This is a genomic window from Motilibacter aurantiacus (assembly GCF_011250645.1).
Taxonomy (GTDB): Bacteria; Actinomycetota; Actinomycetes; order Motilibacterales; family Motilibacteraceae; genus Motilibacter_A; species Motilibacter_A aurantiacus.
The window spans coordinates 264,368-288,492 of sequence record NZ_JAANNO010000001.1; the positions used below are offsets into that span (position 1 = coordinate 264,368).

Sequence of the window (24,125 nt, forward strand, 5' to 3'; positions counted from 1 at the left end):
GGCCGGGTGGCTCAGGCGTGCGCCCGCCGCCCGCGCACCCGCCGACGGAACGTGGAGCGGGCCCGCTCCATCATCCCGGGCGTCCGCGGCTGCGCGGCAGGGGCGGGCGCCTTGGCCGGCTTCGCCCCGGGCGGGGGCGCGACCGCGGCGGCCACCACGGCTGCGGCGGCGGCGGCACGGATGTCCTCGAGCACCGAGTAGCCCACGTCCTCGGCGTCCTTGGGCACGCGCGGCTCGAGGTCCGCGAGGTCCCCGACGACGCGTACGCCGGTCTCGCGCAGCCCGCTGATGTCGGCCTGCGCCCACTCCTCCACCGCGGCCCGCCACTGCGCCGGGATCACGATCTTGGGCCCGCGCTCCTCGCGCGGGACCAGGCCGTCGCGGATGATAGTGCGGCGCAGCTCGTTGGCCCGGTGCAGCGGCCAGTCCTTCTCGCGCAGCACCGCGTTGACCGACGCCATGAGCTCGGCCTCGGGCCAGGTGAGCCCCACGTGCGCCTCGGCCGCGCTGAGCTTGGGCTGCGGCAGGCTCGTGAGGCCGGGAACCTCGAGGGCGTGCAGGAAGCGGTCCCACAGCAGCCGCGGGGGCGAGCCCGCGTTGGTGACGACCCGGACGTTGTCGATGCCGACGACCGCGCCCCACCGGCGCACGAGGTCGGCGAGGGCGTACGCCCGCCACGGCGCGCGCACCACGTCCTCGTCGTCGCGCCGGGCGGCGGCGTCGCGGTCGGCCGCGCGGGCGGCCAGGAAGGCCTCGAACGAGTGGCTCTGGCTGGCCCGGACGTTCTGCTGCCACGCCGAGCTCAGGGTGCGGGCCAGGTCGCGGGCGGTGACGAGCACGGTCACGTCGTCGACGCCGAGCGCCTCGACGGTGCGGCGGACCGCGCTGGGGCGCAGGAAGGCCAGCCCCTCCGCCGAGAGCAGCACCGCGCCGGGCGCCTGCTCGATCTCGGCACGCAGCCACTCCCAGGTGGGGGCGGCCTGCTCGGCGTGGGCGTCGCTCACGTACGAGATCTCGCCGCGCAGCAGCCCGTAGAACGCCCGCTGGTGGTTGGGCACGTCGAACTCGTCGCCGCGCCGTACCGGGTAGGTGACACCGGCAGCGGCGAGCGCGTCGACGTTCTCCGACAGGCCGTGCTGCAGATAGGTGGTCCCGGACTTCTGCAGCCCGACGTGTAGCAGGACTCGCGAGGCCATGGCCCCGACCTTAGCGTCCGGGCCGGCCCCGGCCCGCCACTCCGACGCAGCGCGGGGCGTCGCGGGGCCGACGGCTAGGGTGACTTGTTCGTCCAAGCCGGGAGGGCGTCAGTTGCACAAGGTCCTCATCGCCAACCGTGGCGAGATCGCCGTCCGCATCGCGCGCGCCTGCCGCGACAGCGGCCTGCAGAGCGTCGCCGTCTACGCGGACCCCGACCGCAACGCGCTGCACGCCCGCATCGCCGACGAGGCGTACTCCCTCGGCGGCACGACGCCGGCCGACAGCTACCTCGTCATCGACAAGATCCTCGGGGCCGCCCGGCAGAGCGGCGCCGACGCCGTGCACCCCGGCTACGGCTTCCTGGCGGAGAACGCCGACTTCGCCGAGGCGGTCCTCGCCAACGACATGGTGTGGGTCGGCCCGCCGCCCGCCGCCATCCGGGCGCTCGGGGACAAGGTGACCGCGCGCCACATCGCCCAGAAGGTCGGCGCCCCGCTGGTGCCCGGCACCCCGGACCCGGTCCCCGGGGCTGACGCGGTCGTGGACTTCGCCCGCGAGCACGGCCTGCCGGTCGCGATCAAGGCCGCGTTCGGCGGCGGCGGGCGCGGGCTCAAGGTCGCACGCACGCTCGAGGAGATCCCCGAGCTCTACGACTCGGCGGTGCGCGAGGCGGTCACCGCGTTCGGCCGCGGTGAGTGCTTCGTCGAGCGCTACCTCGACCGCCCGCGCCACGTCGAGACCCAGTGCCTGGCGGACACGCAGGGCAACGTCGTCGTGGTCAGCACGCGCGACTGCTCGCTGCAGCGCCGCCACCAGAAGGTCGTCGAGGAGGCCCCGGCGCCGTTCCTCACCGATGCCCAGATCGACCGGCTCTACGAGTCCTCCAAGGCGATCCTGCGCGAGGCGGGCTACGTCGGGGCCGGCACGTGCGAGTTCCTCGTCGCCGAGGACGGAACGATCTCCTTCCTCGAGGTCAACACGCGGCTGCAGGTCGAGCACCCGGTCTCCGAGGAGGTCACCGGCATCGACCTCGTCCGCGAGCAGCTGCGCGTGGCCGCCGGCGAGCCGCTCGGCTACGACGACCCGCCGGTCCGCGGGCACGCGATGGAGTTCCGCATCAACGGCGAGGACCCGTCGAACAACTGGATGCCGGCTCCCGGCCGGGTCACCCGCTGGCGCCCGCCGGGCGGCATCGGCGTCCGGCTGGACGCCGGCGTCGAGGAGGGCTCGGAGGTCGGCGGCGCCTTCGACTCGCTGCTGGCCAAGCTCGTCGTCACCGGCTTCTCCCGCGAGCAGGTCATCGAGCGCGCCCGCCGCGCCCTCGCCGAGTTCGAGGTGGAGGGGATGCCGACCGCGCTTCCCTTCCACCGCGCCGTGCTCGAGGACCCCGCCTTCACCGACAACCCCTTCCGGGTGCACACCCGTTGGATCGAGACCGAGGCGCGCCTCGACCTCGACGCCTACGCCGGCCCGCACGTCCACCCCGAGGGCGAGGGCGACCGCGAGCGGGTCGTCGTCGAGGTCGGCGGCAAGCGGCTCGAGGTCGTGCTCCCGGGCTGGGTCACCGCCGGCGCCGCCTCGGTCGCCTCGGCCAGCCGGGGCGTACGCCGCCCGGCCCGCCGCGGCGCGCGCACCGAGGCCTCCCTCGCGGCCCCCAGCGGCGACGCGGTGACGAGCCCGATGCAGGGCACGATCGTCAAGGTCGCGGTCACCGAGGGCCAGGAGGTCGCCGCCGGCGACCTGCTCGTCGTCCTCGAGGCGATGAAGATGGAGCAGCCGCTCAACGCGCACAAGGCCGGCACGGTGACCAACCTCGCGGCCATGGTGGGCGCGACGCTCGCCAGCGGCGCCGTCATCTGCGAGATCGCCGGCTGACGCGGACCAGTGCTGACCGGAGGCCGGTCCCGTGCCCGGCGCCGAGGCGGTCGTCCTCGCCGTGCTGCTCGCGCTGCTCGGCGCTGCCGTGCCGGCGCTCGTCGTCGCGTTCGGCAGTGCCGAGCGCCGGCGACGGGACGAGCGGAGGCGCGGGCGCTGACGCGGCCCGTGCTCGCCGCTAGGGTTCGGGACCGTCGCCCCCGCCATCCGAGGAGCCGGACATGACCACTGCCGTGGACCACCTGGAGTCGGTGCTCGACAAGACCGCGGCGCTGATCGCCGAGGTGCGCGCCGAGCAGGGCGCGCTGCCGACGCCGTGCCCGGGCTACGACGTCTCCGCGCTGGTCGGCCACCAGGTGGAGTGGGTGAGCCGCTTCGCCGACGCGCTGGCGGGGGGACCGGCCACGCCACAGCCGGGGCTGCTGGCCGGCGACCAGTTCCGTGCCGCCGCCGAGCGGGCGGTCGCCGCGCTCCGCGCGGGGGCGTCGGACCGTGAGGTCTCGCTCGGCGGCGACCCGCTGCCGGGCGCCGCCGTCGCCGGCATGATGCTGATGGAGTACATCACCCACGGGTGGGACCTGGCCGAGGCGACGGGGCAGCCGATCCCCTTCAGCGAGGACGAGGCAGAGGCCGCCCTGGCCACCGGGCGCTCGATGCTCACCCCGGAGCTGCGCGGCGACGCCTTCGCCTTTGAGGTGCCGGTGCCGGACGACGCGAGCGCGGTCGACCGGCTGGTGGGCTTCCTCGGCCGCGAGCCCCGAGCCTGATTTCGGCCGATCGACACTTCCTGCATCGCCCTTCGCTGAAGTCCAGGTCAGCTGCGGGGCGTCGGCCGCAGCAGGGCCGTGACGACGTCGTGCAGCGGGCTTACGAGCTCCTGCTCGGTCGCCGTGGCCAGCGGCCCCGCCTCGGGAGCCGCCCGCAGCACGGCGAGCCCGAGCGAGAGCGCGAGCACGAACTGCGCGCGCAGCTCCACGTCGTCCGGTGGCACGCCGCCGTCCCCGGCCGCGAGCGCCGCGATCTTCTCGCCGTACGTCCGTAGCGTGCGTGCCCGCACCTGCTCGGCCTGCTCGTCGCCGGACGAGCGGACCGAGAGCAGCAGGGCCTCGAGCAGGCCGCCGTTGGCCGGCACGTCGACCATGCGGCGCGCCACCGAGCCGGCCAGCTGGGAGAGGTCGAACGCCTCCCGCTCGGACTCGGCCATCTCGTCCCCGGCCGCCGTCAGGCACGCCTCGAAGAGCCCCTCCTTGGACCCGAAGTAGCGGCTGATGAGCGCGACGTTCGCCCCCGCGTCGTCGGCGATCTCCCGCACGGTGGTGGCGGCGTACCCGTGCCGGGCGAAGCGCTTGCGGGCCGCTCCGAGCAGCAGGTCGCGGGTACGTGCGGCGTCCCGGCGTCGCGGCGCCCCGGCGCCGGGGCCGGCCCCGCCGGGGCCGGCCGCGCCTGCGGCCGTCTCGCCGGCGCCCGCTTCGGCGACCGGGGCAGGGGCAGCGGAAGGAGCAGCGGCAGGGCCCTCGGACATCGCTCCTCCACCTTGCGCACGGCCCTCCATGAAAGCACAGGTTGACTCAGGCACCTACCTGCTCTACGTTTGTAAGCAACCGTTTACACGTTCGAAGGGACAGACCTGTGCCGACTCCGTCGAGCGCGCGCGCAGCCAACCCGGCCCTCGCCGTCGTCGCCCTCTGCCTCGGCGGGCTGACCGCCGCGCTGACGCAGACCCTCGTCATCCCGATCCAGAGCGAGCTTCCCCGGCTGCTCGGCACGTCCGCGGCGAACGCCGCCTGGGTCGTCACCATCACGCTGCTCTCCGCCGCGGTCGCGATGCCGATCGCCGGCCGGCTCGCCGACCTGTTCGGCAAGCAGCGCGTGCTCATGGTCTCCGATGGGATCCTCGTCGTCGGCTCGCTGGTCTGCGCGCTGTCCGACACGCTGACGCCGATGCTCGTCGGCCGCGCCCTGCAGGGCCTGGCGATGGGCTTCATCCCGGTCGGCATCTCGCTGCTGCGCGAGATCACCCCGCCGCACATGGCCGGCAGCGCCGTCGCGGCGATGAGCGCGACGCTCGGCGTGGGCGGCGCGATCGGCCTGCCGCTGTCGGCGTGGATCGCTGACGTCGCCGACTGGCACGCGCTGTTCTGGGTTGCCACCGGCCTGTCCGTCGTGATCCTGGCGCTCGTCCGGCTCGGCGTGCCGCACGTGCACGACGCGCAGCCCGGGCGCTTCGACGTCCTCGGCGGCATCGGCCTGGCGATCGGCCTGGTCTCGCTGCTCGTCGGCATCTCCAAGGCGACGACGTGGGGCTGGGGCGACGCCCGCACCCTGGGCTCGATCGCGGCCGGCGTCCTCGTGCTCCTCGCGTGGGGCTTCTTCGAGCTGCGCCAGGCCGATCCGCTGGTCGACCTGCGGGCGACCGCCCAGCGACCGGTCCTCCTGACGAACCTCGCTGCGGTCGCCATCGGCTTCGGCATGATGGCGCAGTCGATCGTCGTCCCGCAGCTGCTGCAACTGCCGGAGGCGACCGGCTACGGGCTCGGCCAGTCGATCCTCGCCGCGGGGCTGTGGATGGCCCCCGCCGGCCTGATGATGATGGTCTTCGCGCCGGTGTCCAGCCGGCTCATGGGGACGCTCGGCGCGAAGGTCACGCTCATGATCGGGGCCGGGGTCCTCGGCGTGGGCTACCTCGTCGCCGTCTTCCTCATGGGCGCGCCGTGGCAGCTCCTGCTCGCCTCCTGCGTCTCCTCGGCCGGTGTAGGCATCGGGTACGCCGCGATGCCGACGCTCATCATGGACGCCGTCCCGGCCCGCGAGGCCGCCTCCGCCGTCGGGCTCAACGCCCTCACCCGCTCGGTCGGCACCACCCTGGCTGCGGCGGTGATGGGCACGCTGCTGACGAGCAACACCCAGGCATTCGGCGGCTTGGAGCTGCCGACCGAGACCGCGTTCACGCTCTGCTTCGTGGCCGGCGCGGCCGCGGCGTTCGTGGGCGTGGCCATCACCGCCGCCATCCCGCGGCGCCGGGCCGAGCTCGTACGCGTCGGCTCGCTGCGGCCGGAGGCCGCCGACGCGCGGTGAGCGTCACGCTCCCGTGACGCGCTCCGCCGCCGAGAGCAGCCGTGCCCGCAGCGCGGCCGCTTCGGCGGCGAAGCCGCGCTGCCGGGCCGCGTAGTCGGCCCGGCCGGCGGGCGTCTCGATGGGCACCGGCTCGTGACCCAGCCCGGACAGGTCGTACGGCGAGGCCCGCATGTCCAGCTCGCGCACCCGGCGGGCGAGCTCGAAGCAGTCGGCGACGAGCTCGGCCGGCACCCAGGGGAAGAGCTTGTACGCCCACTTGTAGAGGTCCATGTTGGCGTGCAGGCAGCCGCCCTGCTCCAGGTCCGGCTGGGTCTGCCGGGTCGGCTGCAGCTGGTTCAGCGGGCGGGCGGCCGGGGTGAAGAAGCGGAACGCGTCGAAGTGCGAGCACCGGATCGGGAGCGCCTCGACGACGTCCGAGGTGCCCTCCGCGCCCAGTCGCAGCGGCCACTGCGCGTGGCGCACCTGCTCGGCGGGCTGGCGGTGCACCATCGCCCACTCGTGCAGCCCGAAGCAGCCGAACTGGGCCGGCCGTCCGGCCGTGCGCTCCAGCAGCCCGGCCACCCAGCCCGCGGTGCGGGCAACCGCCTGCGGGGGCGCCGGGAGCCGGTAGCCGCCGGGCGCCGCCTGCCACTCCGCCACGTCCGGGAGCGCGGCCGGGTCGGCGGCCGCCAGCACGACCCCTGCCCCCGGGCTCCAGCGGCGCAGCCGGGCCGGCCGCTGGGAGTAGTAGGTGAAGAGGAAGTCCTCCACGGGGTGCGCCTCCCCGCGCCGCCTCCGTTCGAGGACCGGCTCCACCCAGGGGTCGACGCGCTCGGCGTGGGCAGCTGCCCGCAGCCGCCACTCCGGCTCCGGGACGGCGGCCGGGGGGACGTCGGGGGGCAGCTCGGTCATCGCCGTCCCAGACTAGGGCGGGCCCACCATCCGATCGGCCCTGCACGGCCTGCGAACGGCCGCCGATAGACCGCCGTGAAGTCTCGCCACGCACGCACGCGCGCCGCTGCGGCTCTCGTCGCGACGGCCGCCGGCCTCGCCCTGCACGCCGAGCCCGCCCTGGCGGCGCCGCTGCGGCAGGCCGGCGCGGCCGGCCTCGCCCCCGTGGTCCTCGCCGAGCTCACCCCGGGCGAGGCCCGGGCGTTCCTCGCCACGCTGCCCGAGCGGGGCGAGCCCACGGCGCGCCTGACCTACGCGGTGCCGGCCGGCGACTCGCTGACCGTCGAGTCGGTGCTGGTCGCCGCCGACGAGGTCGACGGCGCCGCGCGCGTGCTCGAGGCCCAGTCCCCGGTCCTCGTCGCGGGCGCCGACACCCCCCGCACGCGCGTCGCCACGGCACCGGACCCGTACCGCAGCCTGCAGTGGGCGCTGCCCCGGCTGGCCGCCGACGCGGCCGTGGCGCTGCCGCACGGCACGGCGCCCGTCGTCGCCGTGATCGACACCGGTGCCGACGCCGCCCACCCCGACCTCGTCGGCGCCCTCGTGGCGGGCGCGGACATCGTCAACGGCGGGACGGTCACCAAGGACCCTGACGGGCACGGCACGCACGTGGCCGGGATCATCGGCGCGCGCGTGGACAACGGCACCGGCGTCGCCGGGCTGGTGCCGGACGCCCGGGTGATGCCGGTCAACGTCTTCGGCCCGGACGGGCTGGCCTGGTCCTCCGACATCGCCACGGGCATCGTGTGGGCGGTCGACCACGGGGCGAAGGTGCTCAACCTCTCGCTGGGCAGCGACTCCTCCGCGCCCGTCGAGGAGGCCGCCGTCCGCTGGGCGCTGGAACAGGGCGCGGTCGTCGTCGCAGCCATGGGCAACGACGGCGAGAGCGGCAGCCCGACGTCCTACCCGGCCGCGTACCCCGGTGTCCTCGCGGTGGGCGCCACCGCGCCGGACGACAGCCGGGCCTCCTTCTCCTCGACGGGCGCCCACATCGGCGTCGCCGCGCCCGGGGACGACGTGCTGTCGACCTACCCGGGCAACCGCTACGCCTACCTGAGCGGGACGTCGATGGCGACGCCGTACGCCGCGGCGGCCGCCGCGCTCGTCCTGGGCGCCTGGCCCGCGCTCCGCCCGGGCCAGGTCGTCGCGCACCTGAGGTCGACGGCCGAGGACCTCGGGGCACCCGGGCACGACCCGGAGTACGGCTACGGCCTGATCGACCCGGTCCGCGCGCTGAGCACGCAGCCGGCCGGGGTGACCGCCGCGCCGCTGCCGACCGGGACCGCGGCCGCCGCCCCGGAGCCCGCTGCCACCGGATCCCCCTCCACCGAGCCGGCCCCCGCCCCGGCCACGACCCCCGACCCGGCGCCGCAGCCCTCGACGGCTCCCGCCCCCGTGCCCACGGCCGCCCCGGCGCCTGCTCCCGTGCCGGCCCCGCAGCCGTCCCTCCCCGCGGTGTCCCCGACGACGCCCGCCGTGACGTCACCGGCGCCCTCGCCGACCGCGACGCAGCCCGGCCGCACGTCCGGTCTCGTGCTGTCGGTCACGGCCCGGCCCGCGGGCACACGGGCCGCCTACGGCAGCGCGGTCACGGTGAGCGGCACCGCGCTGGCCGACGGCCTCGGCGCCACGGGCACGGCCCGCCTGCTGCAGGGCGGCCGCACCCTCGCGACCGCGCCCGTGCGGGCCGGCAGGCTCACGTTGCGTGCGCAGCTGGTGCGTACGGGTGCCCTGCGGGTCAGCGTGACCGCGGGCGGCCGTACGGAGGAGGCGGCTCTCGGCCCGCGGACCGCAGTCGCCACGGTGGCCTGGGCGGCCGCGAGCTCCGGTCGGGCGCGGGCGCGCACCGCGTTCCCGGCCGACATCGACGCCCCCGCCGGGCTCGAGGCACGGCTGGAGCAGCAGGTCGGCCGGCGCTGGACGGTGCGGGCCGTGGCCCCCGTCCCGGCGACGGGCGGGACGACGTTCCGCTGGACGCCGCCGCGCGGGACGTCGACGCTGCGCGTCGTGGTCCCCGCCGGGGCCGAGACCGCGGCGGGCGTCAGCAGTGCCCAGCGGCACACGGCGCGCTGAGCACGCAGGTCACCCGGGCAGGTGGCGGCCCAGCAGGGTCAGGTCCGCGGCGGAGAGCCGGTCCGCGGCCGTCGCGGCCTGGTGCCAGTAGGGATAGAGCAGCGGGAGGGCGCTGACCTGGTCCAGCCGGGCGATCTCGGCGCCCTCCAGCCGCAGCTGCGCGGCGGCGAGGTTCTGCCGCAGCTGGTCGGTCGTGCGGGCCCCGATGACGAGCGACGTGACGCCGGGCTTGGCCAGCGTCCAGGCCAGCGCGACCTGCGCGGCCGGCACCCCGCGCTCCTCGGCGATCGCGACCAGCACCTCGATCGTGTCGTAGAGCTTGTCCTCGTCGTGGACGGGCGGCTCGCCCCAGTCCTGCAGCTGTCGCGAGCCCTCCGGCGCCTGCTGCCCGCGGCGGTACTTGCCCGACAGCAGCCCGCCGGCCAGCGGGCTCCACACCAGCACGCCGAGCCCCTGGTCCACGGTCAGCGGGATCAGCTCGTACTCGGCCTCGCGGCCCTGCAGCGAGTAGTAGATCTGCTGGCTCACCGGCCGCGGCAGGCCGCCCCGCTCCGCGACGCCGAGCGCCTTCATCGCGTGCCAGGCCGAGTAGTTCGAGATGCCGACGTAGCGCACCTTGCCCGACTGCACGAGCGTGTGCAGCGCCTCGAACGTCTCCTCGAGAGGCGTCAGGCCGTCCCACTCGTGCAACTGGTAGAGGTCGAGGTGGTCGGTGCCGAGCCGTCGAAGGCTCGCCTCGCACCCGCGGACCACGTGGTGCCGGGAGAGCCCGCGGTCGTTGGGCCCGGGGCCCATCGGGAAGCGCACCTTGGACGCGAGCAGCACCTCGTCGCGCCGGCCCTGCAGCGCCGCCCCGACGATCTCCTCACAGACGCCGTCGGAGTAGACGTCGGCGGTGTCGACCAGGTTGACCCCGGCCTCGAGGCAGAGGTCGAGCTGCTCGCGCGCGTCCTGGACCGAGCCGGTGCCGACCTTGGCGAACTTGCCCCCTCCCCCGAACCCCATCGTCCCGAGGGTGAGCGTGGACACGAGCAGCCCGGAGCTGCCGAGCCGGCGGTATTCCATGCCGCCGATCCTGTCAGGCGCGCTTGTGCAGCTGGTGCGCCGCCTCCGCGATCGACCCGGACAGCGACGGGTAGACGGTGAACGCGTGCGACACCTGGTCGACGGTCAGCCCCAGCGACACCGCGAGCGAGACCGGGTGGATCAGCTCGCTGGCCCGCGGTGCGACGACGACCCCGCCCACCACGATCCGCGACCCGCGCCGGCAGGTGAGCTTCACGAACCCGTCCTGCAGGCCCTGCATCTTGGCCCGGGGGTTGGTCGACAGCGGCAGCTTGACGGTCACGACGTGCGAGCCGGCGGCCTCCGCGGCCTCCTGGGACCAGCCGACGGTCGCGATCTCCGGGTCGGTGAAGACGTTCGCCGACACCGACTTGAGGTCGAGCGGCGTGACCGCCTCGCCGAGCGCGTGCCAGATCGCGATGCGCCCCTGCATGGCGGCCACCGACGCGAGCATGAGGACGCCGGTGCAGTCACCCGCGGCGTACACCCCACGGTTGGACGTGCGCGAGACCTTGTCGACCTCGACGAACCCGCCGCGCCCCAGGGTGACCCCGGCCTCCTCGAGCCCGATGCCGGCGGTGTTGGGGACCGAGCCGACGGCGAGCAGGCAGTGCGTGCCCTCCACCGTCCGGCCGTCCTCCAGCTGCACGACGACCCCGTCGCCCACCCGCTTGACCGATGCGGCCCGCGAGCGCGACAGCACGGTCATGCCACGCCGGGCGAACACCTCCTCGAGCACCTGGGCAGCGTCCGCGTCCTCGGACGGGAGCACCCGGTCGCGGGAGGAGACGAGGGTGACGTTCGACCCCAGCGCGTTGTAGGCCGAGGCGAACTCCGCCCCGGTCACGCCGGAGCCGACGACGACCAGCCGCTCGGGCAGCTCGGTCAGCTCGTAGAGCTGCTCCCAGGTGAGGATCCGCTCCCCGTCCGGCTCGGAGCCGGGCAGCACGCGCGGGTGCGCCCCCGTCGCGACCAGCACCGCGTCGGCGTCGACCGACTGCGAGCTGCCGTCCTCGAGCGAGGCGACCACCCGGGACGGGCCGTCCAGCCGCCCACGGCCGGGAAGGACGCGCACGCCCTCCTGCTCCAGCCGCTCGGCGATGTCGGCGGACTGCGCGGAGGCCAGGCGCTTGATGCGCGCGTTCACCGCCGCGAGGTCGACGCCGACCCTGCCGTCGGGGATGCCGTCGCCGTCGATGTCGCCGATCACGTTGGACCCGACGCGCACGCCCAGGCCGCCGGACTCGGCGGCGAGCGTCACGACCTCGGCGACCGCGATGAGGGTCTTGCTGGGGACGCAGTCGGTCAGGACCGCGGAGCCGCCGAGCCCGTCGCTGACGACGGTGACGTCGGCGCCGAGGCGCGCGGCGCTGAGGGCGGCCTCGTACCCGCCCGGGCCGCCCCCGAGGACGGTGATGCGCTGTGGGCTCGTCACGGGGTCAATTGTGCCTCGCGGTCTACCCATACGATCAGCGCGTGGCCCTCTACGCCGCGTACGGCAGCAACATGGACGCCCGTCGGATGATGCAGCGGGCGCCCCATTCGCCTGCCCGCGGCTCGGGCTGGCTGGTCGGCTGGCGGCTGACCTTCGGCGGGGAGGACCTCGGCTGGGAGGGCGCGCTCGCCACCGTCGTGGAGACGCCGGAGGACCCGGCGAGCTCGGTCTTCGTGATGCTCTACGACCTCACGGACCTCGACGCCCGCCAGCTCGACGAGTGGGAGGGCGCGGCGATCGGGCTCTACCGCAAGCTCCGGGTCCGGGTGCAGACCCTCGACGGCGACGCCCTGGCCTGGCTCTACGTGCTCAACGCCTACGAGGGCGGGCTGCCCAGCGCCCGCTACCTCGGGCTCATCGCCGAGGCGGCGGAGGTGGCCGGGGCGCCGAGCGACTACGTGTCCGAGCTGCGGGCCCGGCCGTGCGTCTCGGTCGGGCCCGGCCCGGCGTCCTGAGGCGGGCCTTTCCCGCTCAGTAGCGGAAGCGGGCGACGAGCGTCTGCAGCTCCGCGCTGAGCCCCTTGATCTGGCCGGTCGTCTCGGCGGACACGCGGACCTCCTCGTCGGTGCTGCCGGTGGCCTGCGCCACCCGGCCGATCTTGGCGGCGATCTCGTCGGTGCCCTGCGCGGCCTGGCCGACGCTCCGGCTCGCCTCCCCCGTCGTGGCGGTCTGCTCCTCCACCGCGGAGGCGATGGAGGTCTGGAACGTCGCGATCCGGTCGATGATCTCGGTGATCCGCGCGATCGTGTCGGCCGCGGCCGTCGTGTCGGTCTGGATCGTCTCGACCCGGCGCACGATGTCCTCGGTCGCCCGGGCGGTCTCCTGCGCGAGGTCCTTGACCTCGGACGCGACCACCGCGAAGCCCTTGCCGGCCTCGCCGGCGCGGGCGGCCTCGATGGTGGCGTTGAGCGCGAGCAGGTTGGTCTGCTCCGCGATCGAGGTGATGACCTTGACCACGTCGCCGATCTCGCGCGAGGACTCCGACAGGCGCCGCACCCGCTCGTCGGTGGCGGTCGCGGCGGCCACGGCCTCGCCGGCCACGGCCACCGCGTCGTTGGCGTTGCGGGAGATCTCCGAGATCGACTCGCCCATCTCGTCGGTGCCGGCGGCGACGGTGCGCACGCTCGCCGAGACCTGATCGGCCGCGGCGGCGACCTGCGCGGCCTGCTCGACGGCCTCGGCGGACGCGGCGGCGATGCGCGCGGTGCCGCCCTCCAGCGTCCCCGCGGCGGTGGCGAGCGTGCCGGCCGTGCGTGCCGTCGAGCCGAGCACCTCGCGCAGCGAGGCGACCGTCGTGTCGACCGCCCGGGCGAGCTCGCCCACCTCGTCACGGCGCGCCGTGTCGGCCCCGCCGGCGACGGTGAGGTCCCCGTCGGCGACGGCGCTCAGCGTCCGGACCGTGCGCCGCAGCGGGCCGACGATGCCGTTGGCGATGAGCAGGGCGAGGCCGGTGCCGCCCGCGGCCGCGAGCACCAGGGCCACGATCAGCACGAGCCGCGCCGAGGCGTACACGTCGTGCGAGGCCTTCTGCTGGGCCTTGCCGGACTCGGCGAGCGCCGCGTTGAGCTCCTCGACCGCCGCCAGGATGTTGGAGTACGCGGTGGCGGAGTCGAGCGTGGCCCCGGAGCCGGCGGCCGTGCTGGTCGGCAGGCCGACGAGCGTGAACATCGCGTCGGTCAGCGGCCCCCACGCCTCCCGCACCGAGGCGATCTCGTCGGCCATCTCGGCCCGCTGCTCCTCGGTGAGGCCGGCCTCGAAGCCGTCGAGCACCGGGCCGAAGGCGCCGGCCGACTGCTGCACGCCCTTGACGACCTCGGCCTTCGCGTCGGCCCCCTCCGTCAGCGGGTACGCCAGCGCGCCCACCGTGAGGCTCTGCGCGAGGAAGCGCACCTGCCCCGCCTTGAGGACCTGGTCCTGCGTGGCGACGACCTTCTCGACCCCGCTGTTGATGCGGTCGAACGACCAGGCGCTGTAGGCGCCGAGCGTTATCGACACCGCCACCACGGCGAGGAAGCCGGCGAGCAGCTTCGTGCGGATACTCGTCGTGCGCATGGGGCCGGACCTCCGTGTCGACAGGGCGTCACCCCGCCCTTCGGCCCCGTCGCCGCGAAGCTGAGCGCTCCCGCAGCCCTGGCCCGCTATGGCACACCTACGCCCCGGTGCACGCCGGCTCGCGGTGTTTCCGCTCCCCCGGGCCGGGCTATAGTCCGGGCACTTCTCACGCGGGCGCAGCAGGCGCCCGCCGGCTCTGAAGCCGTCCGGGGCCCTCAGGTGACGCCCATACCGTCCCGGACGCGACTGCTGCCCCGGGACCCGCGAGTCCGGGGGAGGCAGACGTGGCGGATCAGCAGGGGCTCCTCGAGGTCGTCGTCGGTTTCGCACGACGGTCCACCGGCACGTTCACGGTCGACGGGGTGCTCCGCGACCTCGCGGCCGGCGCGTGCCGGGTCGTCCCCGGAGCCGGTGCGGGCGTGATGTACGTCGACGGTGGGCGCCCGCGGCTCGCCCACGCGACCAGCCGGCCCAGCGAGAAGGCGGAGGCCGCGCAGGACGTGCTGGGGCAGGGTCCCTGCCAGGACGCGTTCCGGACGCGGCAGCCGGTGGTCGAGGCCGACCTGGCGGCGGCGGCGGAGCGCTGGCCGCAGTTCGTCGAGCGAGCGATCCGGCTCGGCCTGGGCGCGGTGATGTCGGTCCCGCTGCTCGCGCGCGGGGACGTCTGGGGGGCGCTCGACCTGTACCGCGACGCGCCCGGGCCCTGGGCGGAGGACGACCTGCAGGCCGCGCGCACGCTCGCGGACGTGGCGGTGAGCTACGTCGTGATGGCCCACGACCGCGACCGCGCCGCCGCCGCGAACGACACCCTGTCCTACGCGGCGACCCACGACGCGCTCACGGGCCTGCCGAACCGCGCCCTGCTCTACGACCGGCTCGAGCACGCGCTGGCCGCGGCACAGCGCCGGGAGGCCCCGGTCGCGGTGCTCTTCCTCGACCTCGACGGGTTCACGCAGATCAACGACGCGTACGGCCACGAGACCGGCGACCTCGTGCTCGTCGAGGCGGCCGGGCGGCTCGGGAGCGCCCTGCGCAGCGAGGACACGCTGGCCCGGACCGGCGGGGACGAGTTCGTCGTGCTCTGCGAGTCGCTCACCGCCGGGCCGCGCGGGACCGTCTCCGACCACGCGCTGTCGGTCGTGTCGGCCCGGCTCCACGAGGCCCTGGCCGCCCCGCTGCGGGTCCGCGGCCAGGACATGCGCCTGCGGGCCAGCATCGGGGTCGCGACGGCCGGGCCCGGGTTCGACGACCCCGACGCCCTGCTCCGCGCGGCGGACGACGCGATGTACCGCGAGAAGCCCGGCACCGCCGCCGAGCGCCGGCCCGTCCCCGGCCGGCTGCGCATGGTCGAGCCGCTGGGCTGAGGGCCGGCGATCGACCGTCAGGTCAGACGAGGTCCCCCACCAGCTCCACCCCTGCGGCACGCAGCTCGGACAGCGCGCGCTCGGTCGACGCGGGGGCGACACCGGCGCAGAGCGCCAGCAGCACGCGCACGCCGTAGCCGGCCTTGGCCGCGTCGAGCGCCGTCGCGCGCACGCAGTGGTCGGTCGCGATGCCGACCACGTCCACGGACTGCACCCCGGCGGCCCGCAGGTAGCCGTCGAGCGGCTGCCCGTCCGGTGTCACCGCTTCGAAGCCGGAGTACGCCGCGGCGTGCTCCCCCTTGCGCACGGCGACGTCCACGTCCTGCGCGAACCCGCCCCCGTGCCCCGCGTCCAGCCCCGGGTGCAGGTCGGCGCCGCCGGTGCCGACCACGCAGTGCGGCGGCCAGCTGCGCGCGAAGTCCGGGGCGGCGGAGAAGTGGTCGCCCGGGTCGACGTGCCAGTCCTGGGTGGTCACGACGCGGGTGTAGGCGTCCCGGTGCTCGCGCACGTACGCCCCGACCGCCTCGGCGACCTCTGCCCCGCCCGCGACGGCGAGGCTGCCGCCCTCGCAGAAGTCGTTCTGCACGTCCACCACGACGAGCGCGCGCCCGCCGGGACCGTCTACCGAAGCCGCCATGGCGGGGAGCCTAGTGCCGCCCCCACGAGCCCGGCCCTACGCTGCAGCGGGTGAGCGACAGCTTCCGGGGCGCGTCCGACGCCCTTCCCGAGGACCCGTACGCCCGGGCCGCCGCCGCCGCGCAGCGGCTGCGCGAGCTGACCGGGGTGGACCGCCACGACGTGGCGCTCGTGCTCGGCTCGGGCTGGGTGCCCGCCGTCGACGGCATCGTGGCGGGGCGCGGCAGCCAGACCGCAGACCTCCCGGTGACCGACCTGCCGGGCTTCGCACCACCGGCGGTGCAGGGCCACGCCGGCCGGGTGCGCTCGCTGTCCGTGGGCGGCAAGCACGTCCTGGCGTTCCTCGGCCGCACCCACCTGTACGAGGGCCGCGGCGTCGCCTCGGTCGTCCACGGGGTGCGCACCGCCGCCGCGGCCGGGTGCTCGGTCGTGGTGCTCACGAACGGGTGCGGCGGGCTGCGCCCGACGTTCTCGCCCGGCCAGCCGGTCCTGATCAGCGACCACATCAACCTGACGGGGGCCTCGCCCCTCGTCGGCCCCCGCTTCGTGGACCTCACCGACCTCTACTCGCGGCGGCTGCGGACGCTGTGCAAGCAGGTCGACCCCTCGCTGGAGGAGGGCGTCTACGTGCAGCTGCCCGGCCCGCACTACGAGACGCCGGCCGAGATCGGCATGGTCCGCGCGGTGGGCGGGGACCTCGTGGGCATGTCGACGACCCTGGAGGCCATCGCCGCCCGCGAGGCCGGCGCCGAGGTGCTGGGCATCTCCCTCGTGACCAACCTCGCGGCGGGCATGACCGGCGAGCCGCTCAACCACGAGGAGGTGCTGGCCGCGGGCAACGCGGCCGCCGGCCGCATGGGCTCGCTCCTCGCCGACGTGGTGGCCGGCCTGTGAGCGAGCAGCCGCCGCCGACCTCGGACGAGGCACGCGCCGGGGACCAGGAGCGGGTGCCCTACGGGCTGCGCGACGAGGACACCGAGGGCAGCGCCGCGGCCGAGCCGGACGCCGAGCACGGTGCGCCCGGGGACCGGACGTCGACCGGCGGGCCCGGCGACGACCCGGCGCTGACGCCGAACCCCGTCCAGCCCGACGGGCAGGCGATGACCGACGGGGCGCACGAGCACCGCCAGTCCGAGGACACCGTGGACGTGCTCGAGCTGGCGCGGGCCTGGCTCGCGGAGGACCCCGACCCCGCGACGCGCGGCGAGCTGCAGGCACTGCTCGCCGAGCCGGACCCGGCCGCCGCGCTGGGCGACCGGTTCACCGCACGGCTGGAGTTCGGCACGGCCGGCTTGCGCGGCGCGCTCGGCGCGGGGCCCAACCGGATGAACCGGCTCACCGTCCTGCGGGCGACGGCCGGCCTGGTGGCCTACCTGCGCAGCCGGGCCGCGCGCCGCGTCGTCATCGGCTACGACGCCCGCTCCCGGTCGGCGGACTTCGCCCAGGACGCGGCGTCCGTCGTCAACGGCGCCGGCATGGAGGCACTCCTCCTGCCCGGCCCGCTGCCGACGCCCGTCCTGGCGTTCGCCGTACGACATCTGACGGCTGATGCCGGAATCATGATCACCGCATCGCACAACCCGGCTGCGGACAACGGCTACAAGGTCTACCTCGGTGACGGCTCCCAGATCGTGTCGCCGGCCGACGCCGAGATCAGCGCGGAGATCGACGCCGTCGGCCCGGTGATGACGATCCCGCGCGGTGACGGCTGGGCCGAGGCCGGGGAGGACGTCGTGGAGGCGTACGTCTCGCGCGCGGCCTCCGTCGTCGCCGCCGGCGGCCCGCGCGACCTGCGCATCGTCTACACACCGCTGCACGGGGTGGGCCGGGACACCGCGCTGGCGGCCTTCGCCCGGGCCGGCTTCCCGGAGCCGTACGTCGTGGCCGAGCAGGCCGAGCCCGACCCGGCCTTCCCGACGGTCGCGTTCCCGAACCCGGAGGAGCCGGGGGCCATGGACCTGGCGCTCGCGGCCGCCGCACGGGAGCAGGCCGACATCGTGCTGGCCAACGACCCCGACGCCGACCGCCTCGCGGTCGCCGTCCGTACCAGCGGGCGGCACGGGCGGTGGACGGTGCTGCGCGGCGACGAGGTCGGGGCGCTGCTGGCGACCCACCTGGCACGGCGGGCCGCGCACGCGGGCCGGGCCGGCGGGGTGCTCGCGACGTCCATCGTGTCCTCGTCCCTGCTCTGCCGGATCGCCGCGGCGCACGGGATGGGCTTCGCGGAGACGCTGACCGGGTTCAAGTGGATCTCGCGCGTGCCCGGCCTGACCTACGGCTACGAGGAGGCGCTCGGCTACTGCGTCGACCCCGAGGGCGTGCGCGACAAGGACGGCATCACCGCCGCGCTCGTCGTGGCCGAGCTCGCCGCGTCGCTCAAGGCCGAGGGGCGCTCACTGCTGGACCTGCTCGACGAGATCGCCGTCGAGCACGGCCTCCACGCGACGGACCAGCTGTCCGTCCGGGTCAGCCAGGCTGCCCGGATCCGCGCTGCGGTGGACCGGCTGCGGCAGGGCCCGCCCCAGCGGCTCGGCGGCCGGGCCGTCACCGCCGTCGACGACCTGGCGGCAGGGGGTGGCGGCCTGCCCCCGACCGACGGGCTGCGCTTCCACCTCGAGGGCGGCGCGCGCGTGATCGTCCGGCCCTCGGGCACGGAGCCCAAGCTCAAGTGCTACCTCGAGGTGGTCGAGCAGGTCCGCGACGGCGACGTGGACAGTGCCGGCAAGGCGGCCGCGGCCGCGCTGGAGGCGCTGCGCGCCGACGTCGGCCAGGCGCTGCAGCTTTCCTGACCCCCTGGTCAGCCGGCGGCCCCCGTGGCCGCCGGCTGTGCCGCCCGCTCCGCCGGCACCCGCCCGTCCGCCTGCTCCCCCAGCCCGCAGCGGGCCGCGACGGCTGCCGGCGTCATCGGCCGGGCGATGAGGTAGCCCTGCGCGGAGTCGCAGTCGAGCGCGACGAGCGCGGCGAGCTGGGCGTCCTCCTCCACGCCCTCGGCGACCACCGCGAGGTCGAACGCGTGGGCGGCGCTGACGATGAGGCGTACCAGCTCCCGGTGGCCCGGTGCCGACGACGCGACGAAGCTGCGGTCGATCTTGAGCGTGTCGACGGGCAGGTGCTGCAGCTGGCCGATGGACGTGTAGCCCGTCCCGAAGTCGTCGATGGCGATGCGCACGCCCCGAGCGCGCAGCGCGGCGAGCCGGTCCGTGCAGGCGGGGTCGTCCGCCATTATCGTCTCGGTCAGCTCCACGACCAGCCGCGACGGGTCGAGACCGGAGGCCGCGAGCGCGTCGGCCACGTCGTCGACGATCCGCGGGCTGGCCAGGTGGCGGGCCGAGATGTTGACCGCCATGGTCAGCCCGCTTCCTGCCCCCGTGGACCACTCGGCCAGCTGCCGGGTTGCCTCGGCGAGCGCCCAGCGCCCGAGGTCGCAGATGAGGTTCGACTGCTCGGCGAGCGGGATGAACTCCGCGGGCGGGACCAGGCCGTGGCCCGGCCGCTCCCAGCGCAGCAGCGCCTCGAAGCCGCGCAGCTCGCGGGTCGCGACCGAGACGACCGGCTGGTAGTGCAGCACGAACTCCCCCGCCGCCAGGCCGCGCGTGATCGCCGCCTCCAGCTCGGCGCGCTCGGCCAGCTCGCGCCGGAGCCCCTCGTCGAAGACCTCGGCCGTCCCGCGCCCGGACGTCTTCGCCCGGTACGCCGCGGCGTCCGCCTCGCGCAGCAGCGCGTCCGCGTCGACCGAGCCGGCGGTGCTGACCGCGACGCCGATGCTGGCCCCGATGCGCACGACGGTGTCGCCCACCGCGATGGGCTCGCACAGTGCCTCGATGAGCCGGTGGGCCAGCGGGAGGAGCGCAGCCCCGGACTCCACCGGCTCCACCAGGACGAGGAACTCGTCGCCGCCGAGGCGGCAGACCACGTCGCCGGACCGGACGAGGGCCTGCATGCGGCGCGAGACCGTGCGCAGCACCTCGTCCCCGGCGGCGTGGCCGAAGGTGTCGTTGACGCGCTTGAAGTGGTCCAGGTCGACGAAGAGCAGCGCGACCGTCGCCCCGGCCCGCTCCGCGCGGTGCAGCGCGCCGGCGATGTGGCGCAGCCCTTGGGCGCGGTTCGGCAGCTCCGTGAGCGCGTCGTGGGCGGCCTGGAAGGCCAGCTCGACCTGGAGGGTCTCGCGCTGCCGGATGGAGGTGACGATCTGCTGGATCGACGCGTGGACGACGCTGCCGAGCGGGCCGGTCAGCGGCTCGCGCAGGCGCTCGTCGTCCAGCTCGCCCCGGGCCACGGCCTCCGCGTGCCCCTGCACCCGGCGCAGGCTCGCGACTGCGGTGGCGAGCGCGCGGGCGACGGTGCGCACCTCGCTGGGCCCGGACTCGTGCACCTGCACGAGACGGCCGCGGCTGACCTCCTCGGCGTCGGCGGCGAGGCGGCGCAGGGGCCGCGAGACCGACTGCTCGACGGCGACCAGGAGCCCGAGGGCGAGCAGGAGGAGTAGCGCGCTCAGGCCCAGCACGGCACGCAGGTCGCTCATCGCGCCCGAGCGCTGCTGCCCGGTGACGTCGATCGCGTGCCCCGCGGCGCGGTCGAGCAGCGCGACCAGGCTGGTGTCGCGGGCGATGCCCTCGGAGTAGCTCTGCACGAGGGCCGACAGCGACAGCCGCTCGGCCGGGTCGGTGGCGGCGCGCAGGGTGCGCTCCAGGGCGAGCTCGAACCGGCGCAGCGGCTCGGCGGCCTTGGTCTCGTTCCAGGCCGCGCGCAGCGCCTCCGTGTGCATCAGGTCGACCCGGCCGGCCGCCGCCTCGTAGGCACCGCGGTCCGTCAGCAGGTCACGCTGCTCCACCTGCGCCCGGGCCCCGCGGGCGAAGCTGGTGGCGAGGAACTGCCCGAGCTCCTCCGCGGACGCCTCCACGAGGTCGGAGACGCGGCCCAGGTCGTCGAGGGCGGCGACGCCCTCGGGCGACAGTCCCTGCGCGATCGCCTCGTCGATGTGGGCGCGCTCGACCGAGGTCAGCTCCTGCGAGATCCGCTCGTAGCGGTGGTAGACGTCGGCCCCGACGTCCAGCGCCGCGCGGACGGTCTCGTCGTCCGGCTCGGCGGTGTCGAGCCCTCCGCGCAGCACCGCGAGCTGTGTGGTCAGGGTCGCGACGAGCCGGGGGCTCACGCCCGCCGCGCGGGCGCGGGCGAGGGCGGCGTCGGTCTCCTTGCGCGCGCTCGTGACCTGGGTCACGGAGAGCGCCAGCACGCGGTCCCGGCTGGCGGGCACGAGCCCGAGCAGGCGCGAGAGGGTGGCGTCCTTGGCGATGGCCATGCTGACCGACGGCAGCGTCTCCTGGCCGGTCATGCTGCGTACCGAGCTCAGCGCGACGACGGCCTGCACCGAGCGCTCGGCACGCTTGGCGTTGCGCGCGGTGTCGAGCCGGGCGTCCACGACCGCCGCCCCGAGGGCCCCGACGCCCACCATCGGCACCACCACGAGCGCCAGCAGTCGCGGGCGCAGCGATCCCCTGGGCCGGCGCCTCCGCAGCAGCTGCACTCCTGACACTTCGGCCGCGGCCGCGCGGACCTTCGTGCTCCCTGCGGGTGACGGGCACCGGGAGCAGCAGCGGGAGCAGCAGCGCCGAGCGGCCGGGAACGCCGGGGAGCCGGAGCGGGGCCCGGATGTCGGGCCTCGCTCCGGCCCGGGTCAGCGGCCGGCGGCGAGCAGCGCCCGCGCGTCCGCGGCGAGCAGCGCGGCCAGCGGCCCCGGAACTCCACGGCCGGCGTGCGACTCGGCGTCGTCGACGAGCTGGGCCCAGTCCTGCTTGTCGATGTCGTCGAGCATGCGGCGGCGCAGCGAGGGCTTGACCTCCTGCGGCGTCGCGAGCAGCGACGCGAGCCCCTCGGCGGTCGGGACGACGCTGAACTGCGCCGTCGTCGTGGTCACGCCGCCCTCGCCGGCCGCGGTCACCGAGACGGTGTGGGCGCCGAGGGCGAGCGTGTCGACGTCGATCGCCCGGCCCTCCTGGACCGGGGTGCCGTCGAGCGTGATCGACAGCGTCTCGGCGTCCTGCTCGGCGACGGCGAGGGTGAGCGTGTCACCGCGCGTCAGCTGCGCGCCCGCCGCGGGGGCCAGCACCTGCACCGTCGGCTTGCCCGCGAGCGCCTGGGTGAAGCGGTCCTGCCAGCCGGCGAGCTGTCCCGCCTTGTTGGTGATGATGCCGTCGACCCCGAGCACCCGCAGCTGCTCCCACGACGTGGTGTCGTCGACCGTCCAGACCATGACCGCGATGCCCGCCTCGTGCAGGCTCGCGACGATGCCGGGGCGCGACTTCAGCGCGTCCCAGGAGGGGTTGTACGCGGTCAGCCCCAGCTCCTTCGACAGCGCGACCGGGTCGGCGTCGAGCGAGGAGCGGAGCAGGCCGAGCCGCAGGTCGGGGTCGGCGGCCCGGGCGTGCCGCAGCACGTTGACGTCGAAGCTCTGCAGCAGCACCTCGCTCGTCTGCCCGCGGGACTTGATGGCGGCGACGACGCGCTCGACCTCGGCCTGGGTCTCCGGGCCCTTCACCTCGAGGAGCAGCTTGCTCGCACGGCCCCGCATCTGGTCGAGCACGTCGGTGAGCGTCGGGACCTTCTGGCCCGGGTACGCCGCGGCGGAGAACCAGCTGCCCGCCTCCAGCTGGGCGACCTGAGCGGCCGTCAGCGTGCTGATGTCGCCGGTGCCCGCCGTGGTGCGGTCGACCGTGTTGTCGTGCATGACGACCGGGACCCCGTCGCGTGTCGTCTGCACGTCGATCTCGACCCAGTCGGCGCCGTTGCGGATGGCCGACTCGAACGCGGCCAGGGTGTTCTCCGGGGCGTTGTAGGAGTCGCCGCGGTGGGCGATGACCGCCGGCAGCGCGCCGGGGTCGTCGGGGACGATGACGGGCTCCGGGTCGAGCTTCGTCACGACGATGTCGTCGTAGCTCGCCTGCGCGCCGTTCAGGACCAGGCCGAGCACGCCGGCAGCCGACCGCTGCAGCGCGCTCGTGGACATGACCTTCGTGCCGTTGAAGAACCACGCCGCGCGGCTGCCGTGAACCTCGACGGCCACGCGCACGTCCTTGCCGGTGCCGGCCGCCGCCGGGGCCGCGGCGGTGTTCGTGACGTTCCACGCGCCGGCCGTCGTCATCTGCGCGAACTCGAGCCCGTTGCTCGCCGTGCTTCCCGTGCGCATGGTGGCGATCCACCACGGCCGGCTGCCGTCGGCCGGCATGTCGAGCGCCACGGCGCTCCAGCGCCCGGTGTTCTGCACGGTCTCGAAGCGGACCGTCGCCTCGACGCGGTAGTCGCTGAGGTGCTCGCCGAACGTGATGCGGGCCTGCTGGCTCGAGCTCGCGCTCGTGCCGTGCAGGCGGCCGTCACGCACGGCCCAGATGCCCTCGATGGGGCGCCAGCCCGCGGGCATCACGTTGTCGTCGAAGTCGGCGCGCAGCACGACGGCGCTGTCCGCCGTCGCGGGCGCGGAGCCGGTCAGCGGGGCGACGGCGAGCAGCGGGACGGCTGCCGTCAGGGCGAGGGCTCGGGCGGAACGTAGACGCACGAAGAGTCCTTCCGGGGATTCTGGAGACCCGGGGACGCTAGGGACCGCGCGTTAAGCATCGGCACCGTGCGGATGAAGCACGGTCGACCATCCGGTGCCGCCGACCGCGCTCCTGGAGGTCACCGGCCGCAGTACGGCGCGTCCTGGTGGCCCATCCCGGAGATCGGCGGCTCACCCTCCGGCCCCTTCTCGAGCCGGCGCACCGTGCCGTGGCCCCTCAGGGTCGGCGAGGCCCAGATCGCCGCCCCCGTGACCCAGCCCTCCCCGTAGTAGTCCTTCGTGCGGAAGGTCGTGAGCTTCAGGGCGATGGTGTGCGCCGCCGCCTTCGTCCCTGCCCAGCAGTAGTGCGCCCGGGTCGCGCGCCGCGCCTGCGCCTCGCTCACCGCGCTTCCCGGCCGGTGCTGGGGAAGCGCCATCGACACCGCGGGCACGGCGCCCGGCAGCTGGTAGCGGCGTCTGGGGTCGTCCCAGTCCAGCGCGAGGCCCTTGGTCTGCGCGGTCCGGATGCGGAAGGCGGCCTTCCCGTTCCGGATCGTCACCGTCCTCAGCGGCCGGTCGGCGGTGCCCGCCGGCGTCGTGTTCCACACGCCGAAGGTGCAGCCCTCGCAGTCCTGGACCGTCAGGGTGATGGTCGTCGAGGGCTGCGCGGCGTGGGCCGGGGCGGCGAGGGCGGCCGCCGCGAGGACGACGGCCGGCAGGCCCAGAAGGCGGATGTGCGTGCGCATGTGCTCGATGTCTCCCTGCGTCGCGGTCGGCCAGGAGGCAGAGCGGGCTGCGGGCTGTCTGATACGCCACCCGCGGGTGTCACACCGGC

Annotated in this window: 19 protein-coding genes; 9 read left to right on the plus strand and 10 right to left on the minus strand. The window is 75.5% G+C overall.

Translation table 11 applies throughout. The features are described 5' to 3' along the window. Positions 1-11 precede the first annotated feature (11 nt). Positions 12-1,196 (minus strand): hypothetical protein, encoded by a 1,185-nt coding sequence (locus tag G9H72_RS01240; RefSeq protein WP_166166348.1) that lies wholly within the window; start codon positions 1,194-1,196, stop codon positions 12-14. A gap of 112 nt (positions 1,197-1,308) precedes the next feature. Here G9H72_RS01240 and G9H72_RS01245 point away from each other — a divergent pair, with 112 nt between their 5' ends. The 3 genes from G9H72_RS01245 (at position 1,309) to G9H72_RS01250 (ending at position 3,839) form a co-directional block, all read left to right on the plus strand. Then, positions 1,309-3,072 (plus strand): ATP-binding protein, encoded by a 1,764-nt coding sequence (locus G9H72_RS01245; protein WP_166166350.1) that lies wholly within the window; start codon positions 1,309-1,311, stop codon positions 3,070-3,072. 31 nt (positions 3,073-3,103) lie between these two features. Then, positions 3,104-3,232, plus strand: a complete 129-nt coding sequence (locus G9H72_RS22160; RefSeq protein ID WP_269204967.1) for a hypothetical protein — start codon at positions 3,104-3,106, stop codon at positions 3,230-3,232. A gap of 61 nt (positions 3,233-3,293) precedes the next feature. Beyond that, positions 3,294-3,839 (plus strand): TIGR03086 family metal-binding protein, encoded by a 546-nt coding sequence (locus tag G9H72_RS01250; protein WP_166166351.1) that lies wholly within the window; start codon positions 3,294-3,296, stop codon positions 3,837-3,839. 47 nt (positions 3,840-3,886) lie between these two features. Here G9H72_RS01250 and G9H72_RS01255 read toward each other — a convergent pair whose 3' ends face one another. Next, positions 3,887-4,594, minus strand: coding sequence for a TetR family transcriptional regulator (locus G9H72_RS01255; RefSeq protein WP_231126166.1), 708 nt, complete (start codon positions 4,592-4,594; stop codon positions 3,887-3,889). A gap of 107 nt (positions 4,595-4,701) precedes the next feature. On the opposite strand from G9H72_RS01255, the gene G9H72_RS01260 reads away from it, so the two are divergent. Then, the gene (locus tag G9H72_RS01260) at positions 4,702-6,147 is read left to right on the plus strand and encodes an MFS transporter (protein ID WP_166166352.1); all 1,446 of its coding nucleotides are present in this window, start codon (positions 4,702-4,704) and stop codon (positions 6,145-6,147) included. A 3-nt stretch (positions 6,148-6,150) separates the two neighbouring features. Here the strand turns inward: G9H72_RS01260 and G9H72_RS01265 are convergent, their stop codons facing one another. Continuing rightward, a complete protein-coding gene (locus G9H72_RS01265; protein WP_166166353.1) occupies positions 6,151-7,038 on the minus strand; it encodes a 3-methyladenine DNA glycosylase in 888 nt (295 codons plus the stop codon). Between the two features lie 75 nt (positions 7,039-7,113). Here G9H72_RS01265 and G9H72_RS22165 point away from each other — a divergent pair, with 75 nt between their 5' ends. Beyond that, the gene (locus G9H72_RS22165; protein WP_166166354.1) at positions 7,114-9,150 is read left to right on the plus strand and encodes a S8 family serine peptidase; all 2,037 of its coding nucleotides are present in this window, start codon (positions 7,114-7,116) and stop codon (positions 9,148-9,150) included. Between the two features lie 9 nt (positions 9,151-9,159). Here the strand turns inward: G9H72_RS22165 and G9H72_RS01275 are convergent, their stop codons facing one another. Then, positions 9,160-10,215 (minus strand): aldo/keto reductase, encoded by a 1,056-nt coding sequence (locus G9H72_RS01275; protein WP_166166355.1) that lies wholly within the window; start codon positions 10,213-10,215, stop codon positions 9,160-9,162. A gap of 13 nt (positions 10,216-10,228) precedes the next feature. Next, on the minus strand, positions 10,229-11,650 hold the full coding sequence (locus G9H72_RS01280) for an NAD(P)H-quinone dehydrogenase (RefSeq protein WP_331271876.1): 1,422 nt from the start codon (positions 11,648-11,650) through the stop codon (positions 10,229-10,231). Between the two features lie 41 nt (positions 11,651-11,691). On the opposite strand from G9H72_RS01280, the gene G9H72_RS01285 reads away from it, so the two are divergent. Continuing rightward, complete coding sequence (locus G9H72_RS01285; protein WP_166166357.1) at positions 11,692-12,165, plus strand: gamma-glutamylcyclotransferase; 474 nt, start codon at positions 11,692-11,694, stop codon at positions 12,163-12,165. Positions 12,166-12,181: 16 nt separating this feature from the next. On the opposite strand, the gene G9H72_RS01290 is transcribed toward G9H72_RS01285, so the two are convergent. Then, complete coding sequence (locus tag G9H72_RS01290; RefSeq protein WP_166166358.1) at positions 12,182-13,762, minus strand: methyl-accepting chemotaxis protein; 1,581 nt, start codon at positions 13,760-13,762, stop codon at positions 12,182-12,184. A 284-nt stretch (positions 13,763-14,046) separates the two neighbouring features. Here G9H72_RS01290 and G9H72_RS22730 point away from each other — a divergent pair, with 284 nt between their 5' ends. Next, positions 14,047-15,126 carry a diguanylate cyclase domain-containing protein gene (locus G9H72_RS22730; protein ID WP_166166359.1) on the plus strand — a complete coding sequence of 360 codons (1,080 nt, stop codon included), beginning with the start codon at positions 14,047-14,049 and terminating at the stop codon, positions 15,124-15,126. A gap of 22 nt (positions 15,127-15,148) precedes the next feature. Here the strand turns inward: G9H72_RS22730 and G9H72_RS01300 are convergent, their stop codons facing one another. Further along, positions 15,149-15,763 carry an isochorismatase family protein gene (locus G9H72_RS01300; RefSeq protein ID WP_166166361.1) on the minus strand — a complete coding sequence of 205 codons (615 nt, stop codon included), beginning with the start codon at positions 15,761-15,763 and terminating at the stop codon, positions 15,149-15,151. 50 nt (positions 15,764-15,813) lie between these two features. On the opposite strand from G9H72_RS01300, the gene G9H72_RS01305 reads away from it, so the two are divergent. Together G9H72_RS01305 and G9H72_RS01310 are read left to right on the plus strand one after the other, a co-directional pair. Next, a complete protein-coding gene (locus G9H72_RS01305) occupies positions 15,814-16,656 on the plus strand; it encodes a purine-nucleoside phosphorylase (RefSeq protein WP_166166363.1) in 843 nt (280 codons plus the stop codon). 206 nt (positions 16,657-16,862) lie between these two features. After that, the gene (locus tag G9H72_RS01310; protein ID WP_166167680.1) at positions 16,863-18,551 is read left to right on the plus strand and encodes a phospho-sugar mutase; all 1,689 of its coding nucleotides are present in this window, start codon (positions 16,863-16,865) and stop codon (positions 18,549-18,551) included. A gap of 8 nt (positions 18,552-18,559) precedes the next feature. Here G9H72_RS01310 and G9H72_RS01315 read toward each other — a convergent pair whose 3' ends face one another. The 3 genes from G9H72_RS01315 to G9H72_RS01325 form a co-directional block, all read right to left on the minus strand. Next, positions 18,560-21,214 carry a putative bifunctional diguanylate cyclase/phosphodiesterase gene (locus tag G9H72_RS01315; RefSeq protein ID WP_166166365.1) on the minus strand — a complete coding sequence of 885 codons (2,655 nt, stop codon included), beginning with the start codon at positions 21,212-21,214 and terminating at the stop codon, positions 18,560-18,562. 222 nt (positions 21,215-21,436) lie between these two features. Next, positions 21,437-23,311: a glycerophosphodiester phosphodiesterase gene (locus G9H72_RS01320; RefSeq protein ID WP_166166367.1), complete on the minus strand. Its 1,875-nt coding sequence runs from the start codon at positions 23,309-23,311 to the stop codon at positions 21,437-21,439. Between the two features lie 119 nt (positions 23,312-23,430). Next, positions 23,431-24,036 carry a hypothetical protein gene (locus G9H72_RS01325; RefSeq protein WP_166166369.1) on the minus strand — a complete coding sequence of 202 codons (606 nt, stop codon included), beginning with the start codon at positions 24,034-24,036 and terminating at the stop codon, positions 23,431-23,433. Between the last annotated feature and the right edge of the window lie 89 nt (positions 24,037-24,125).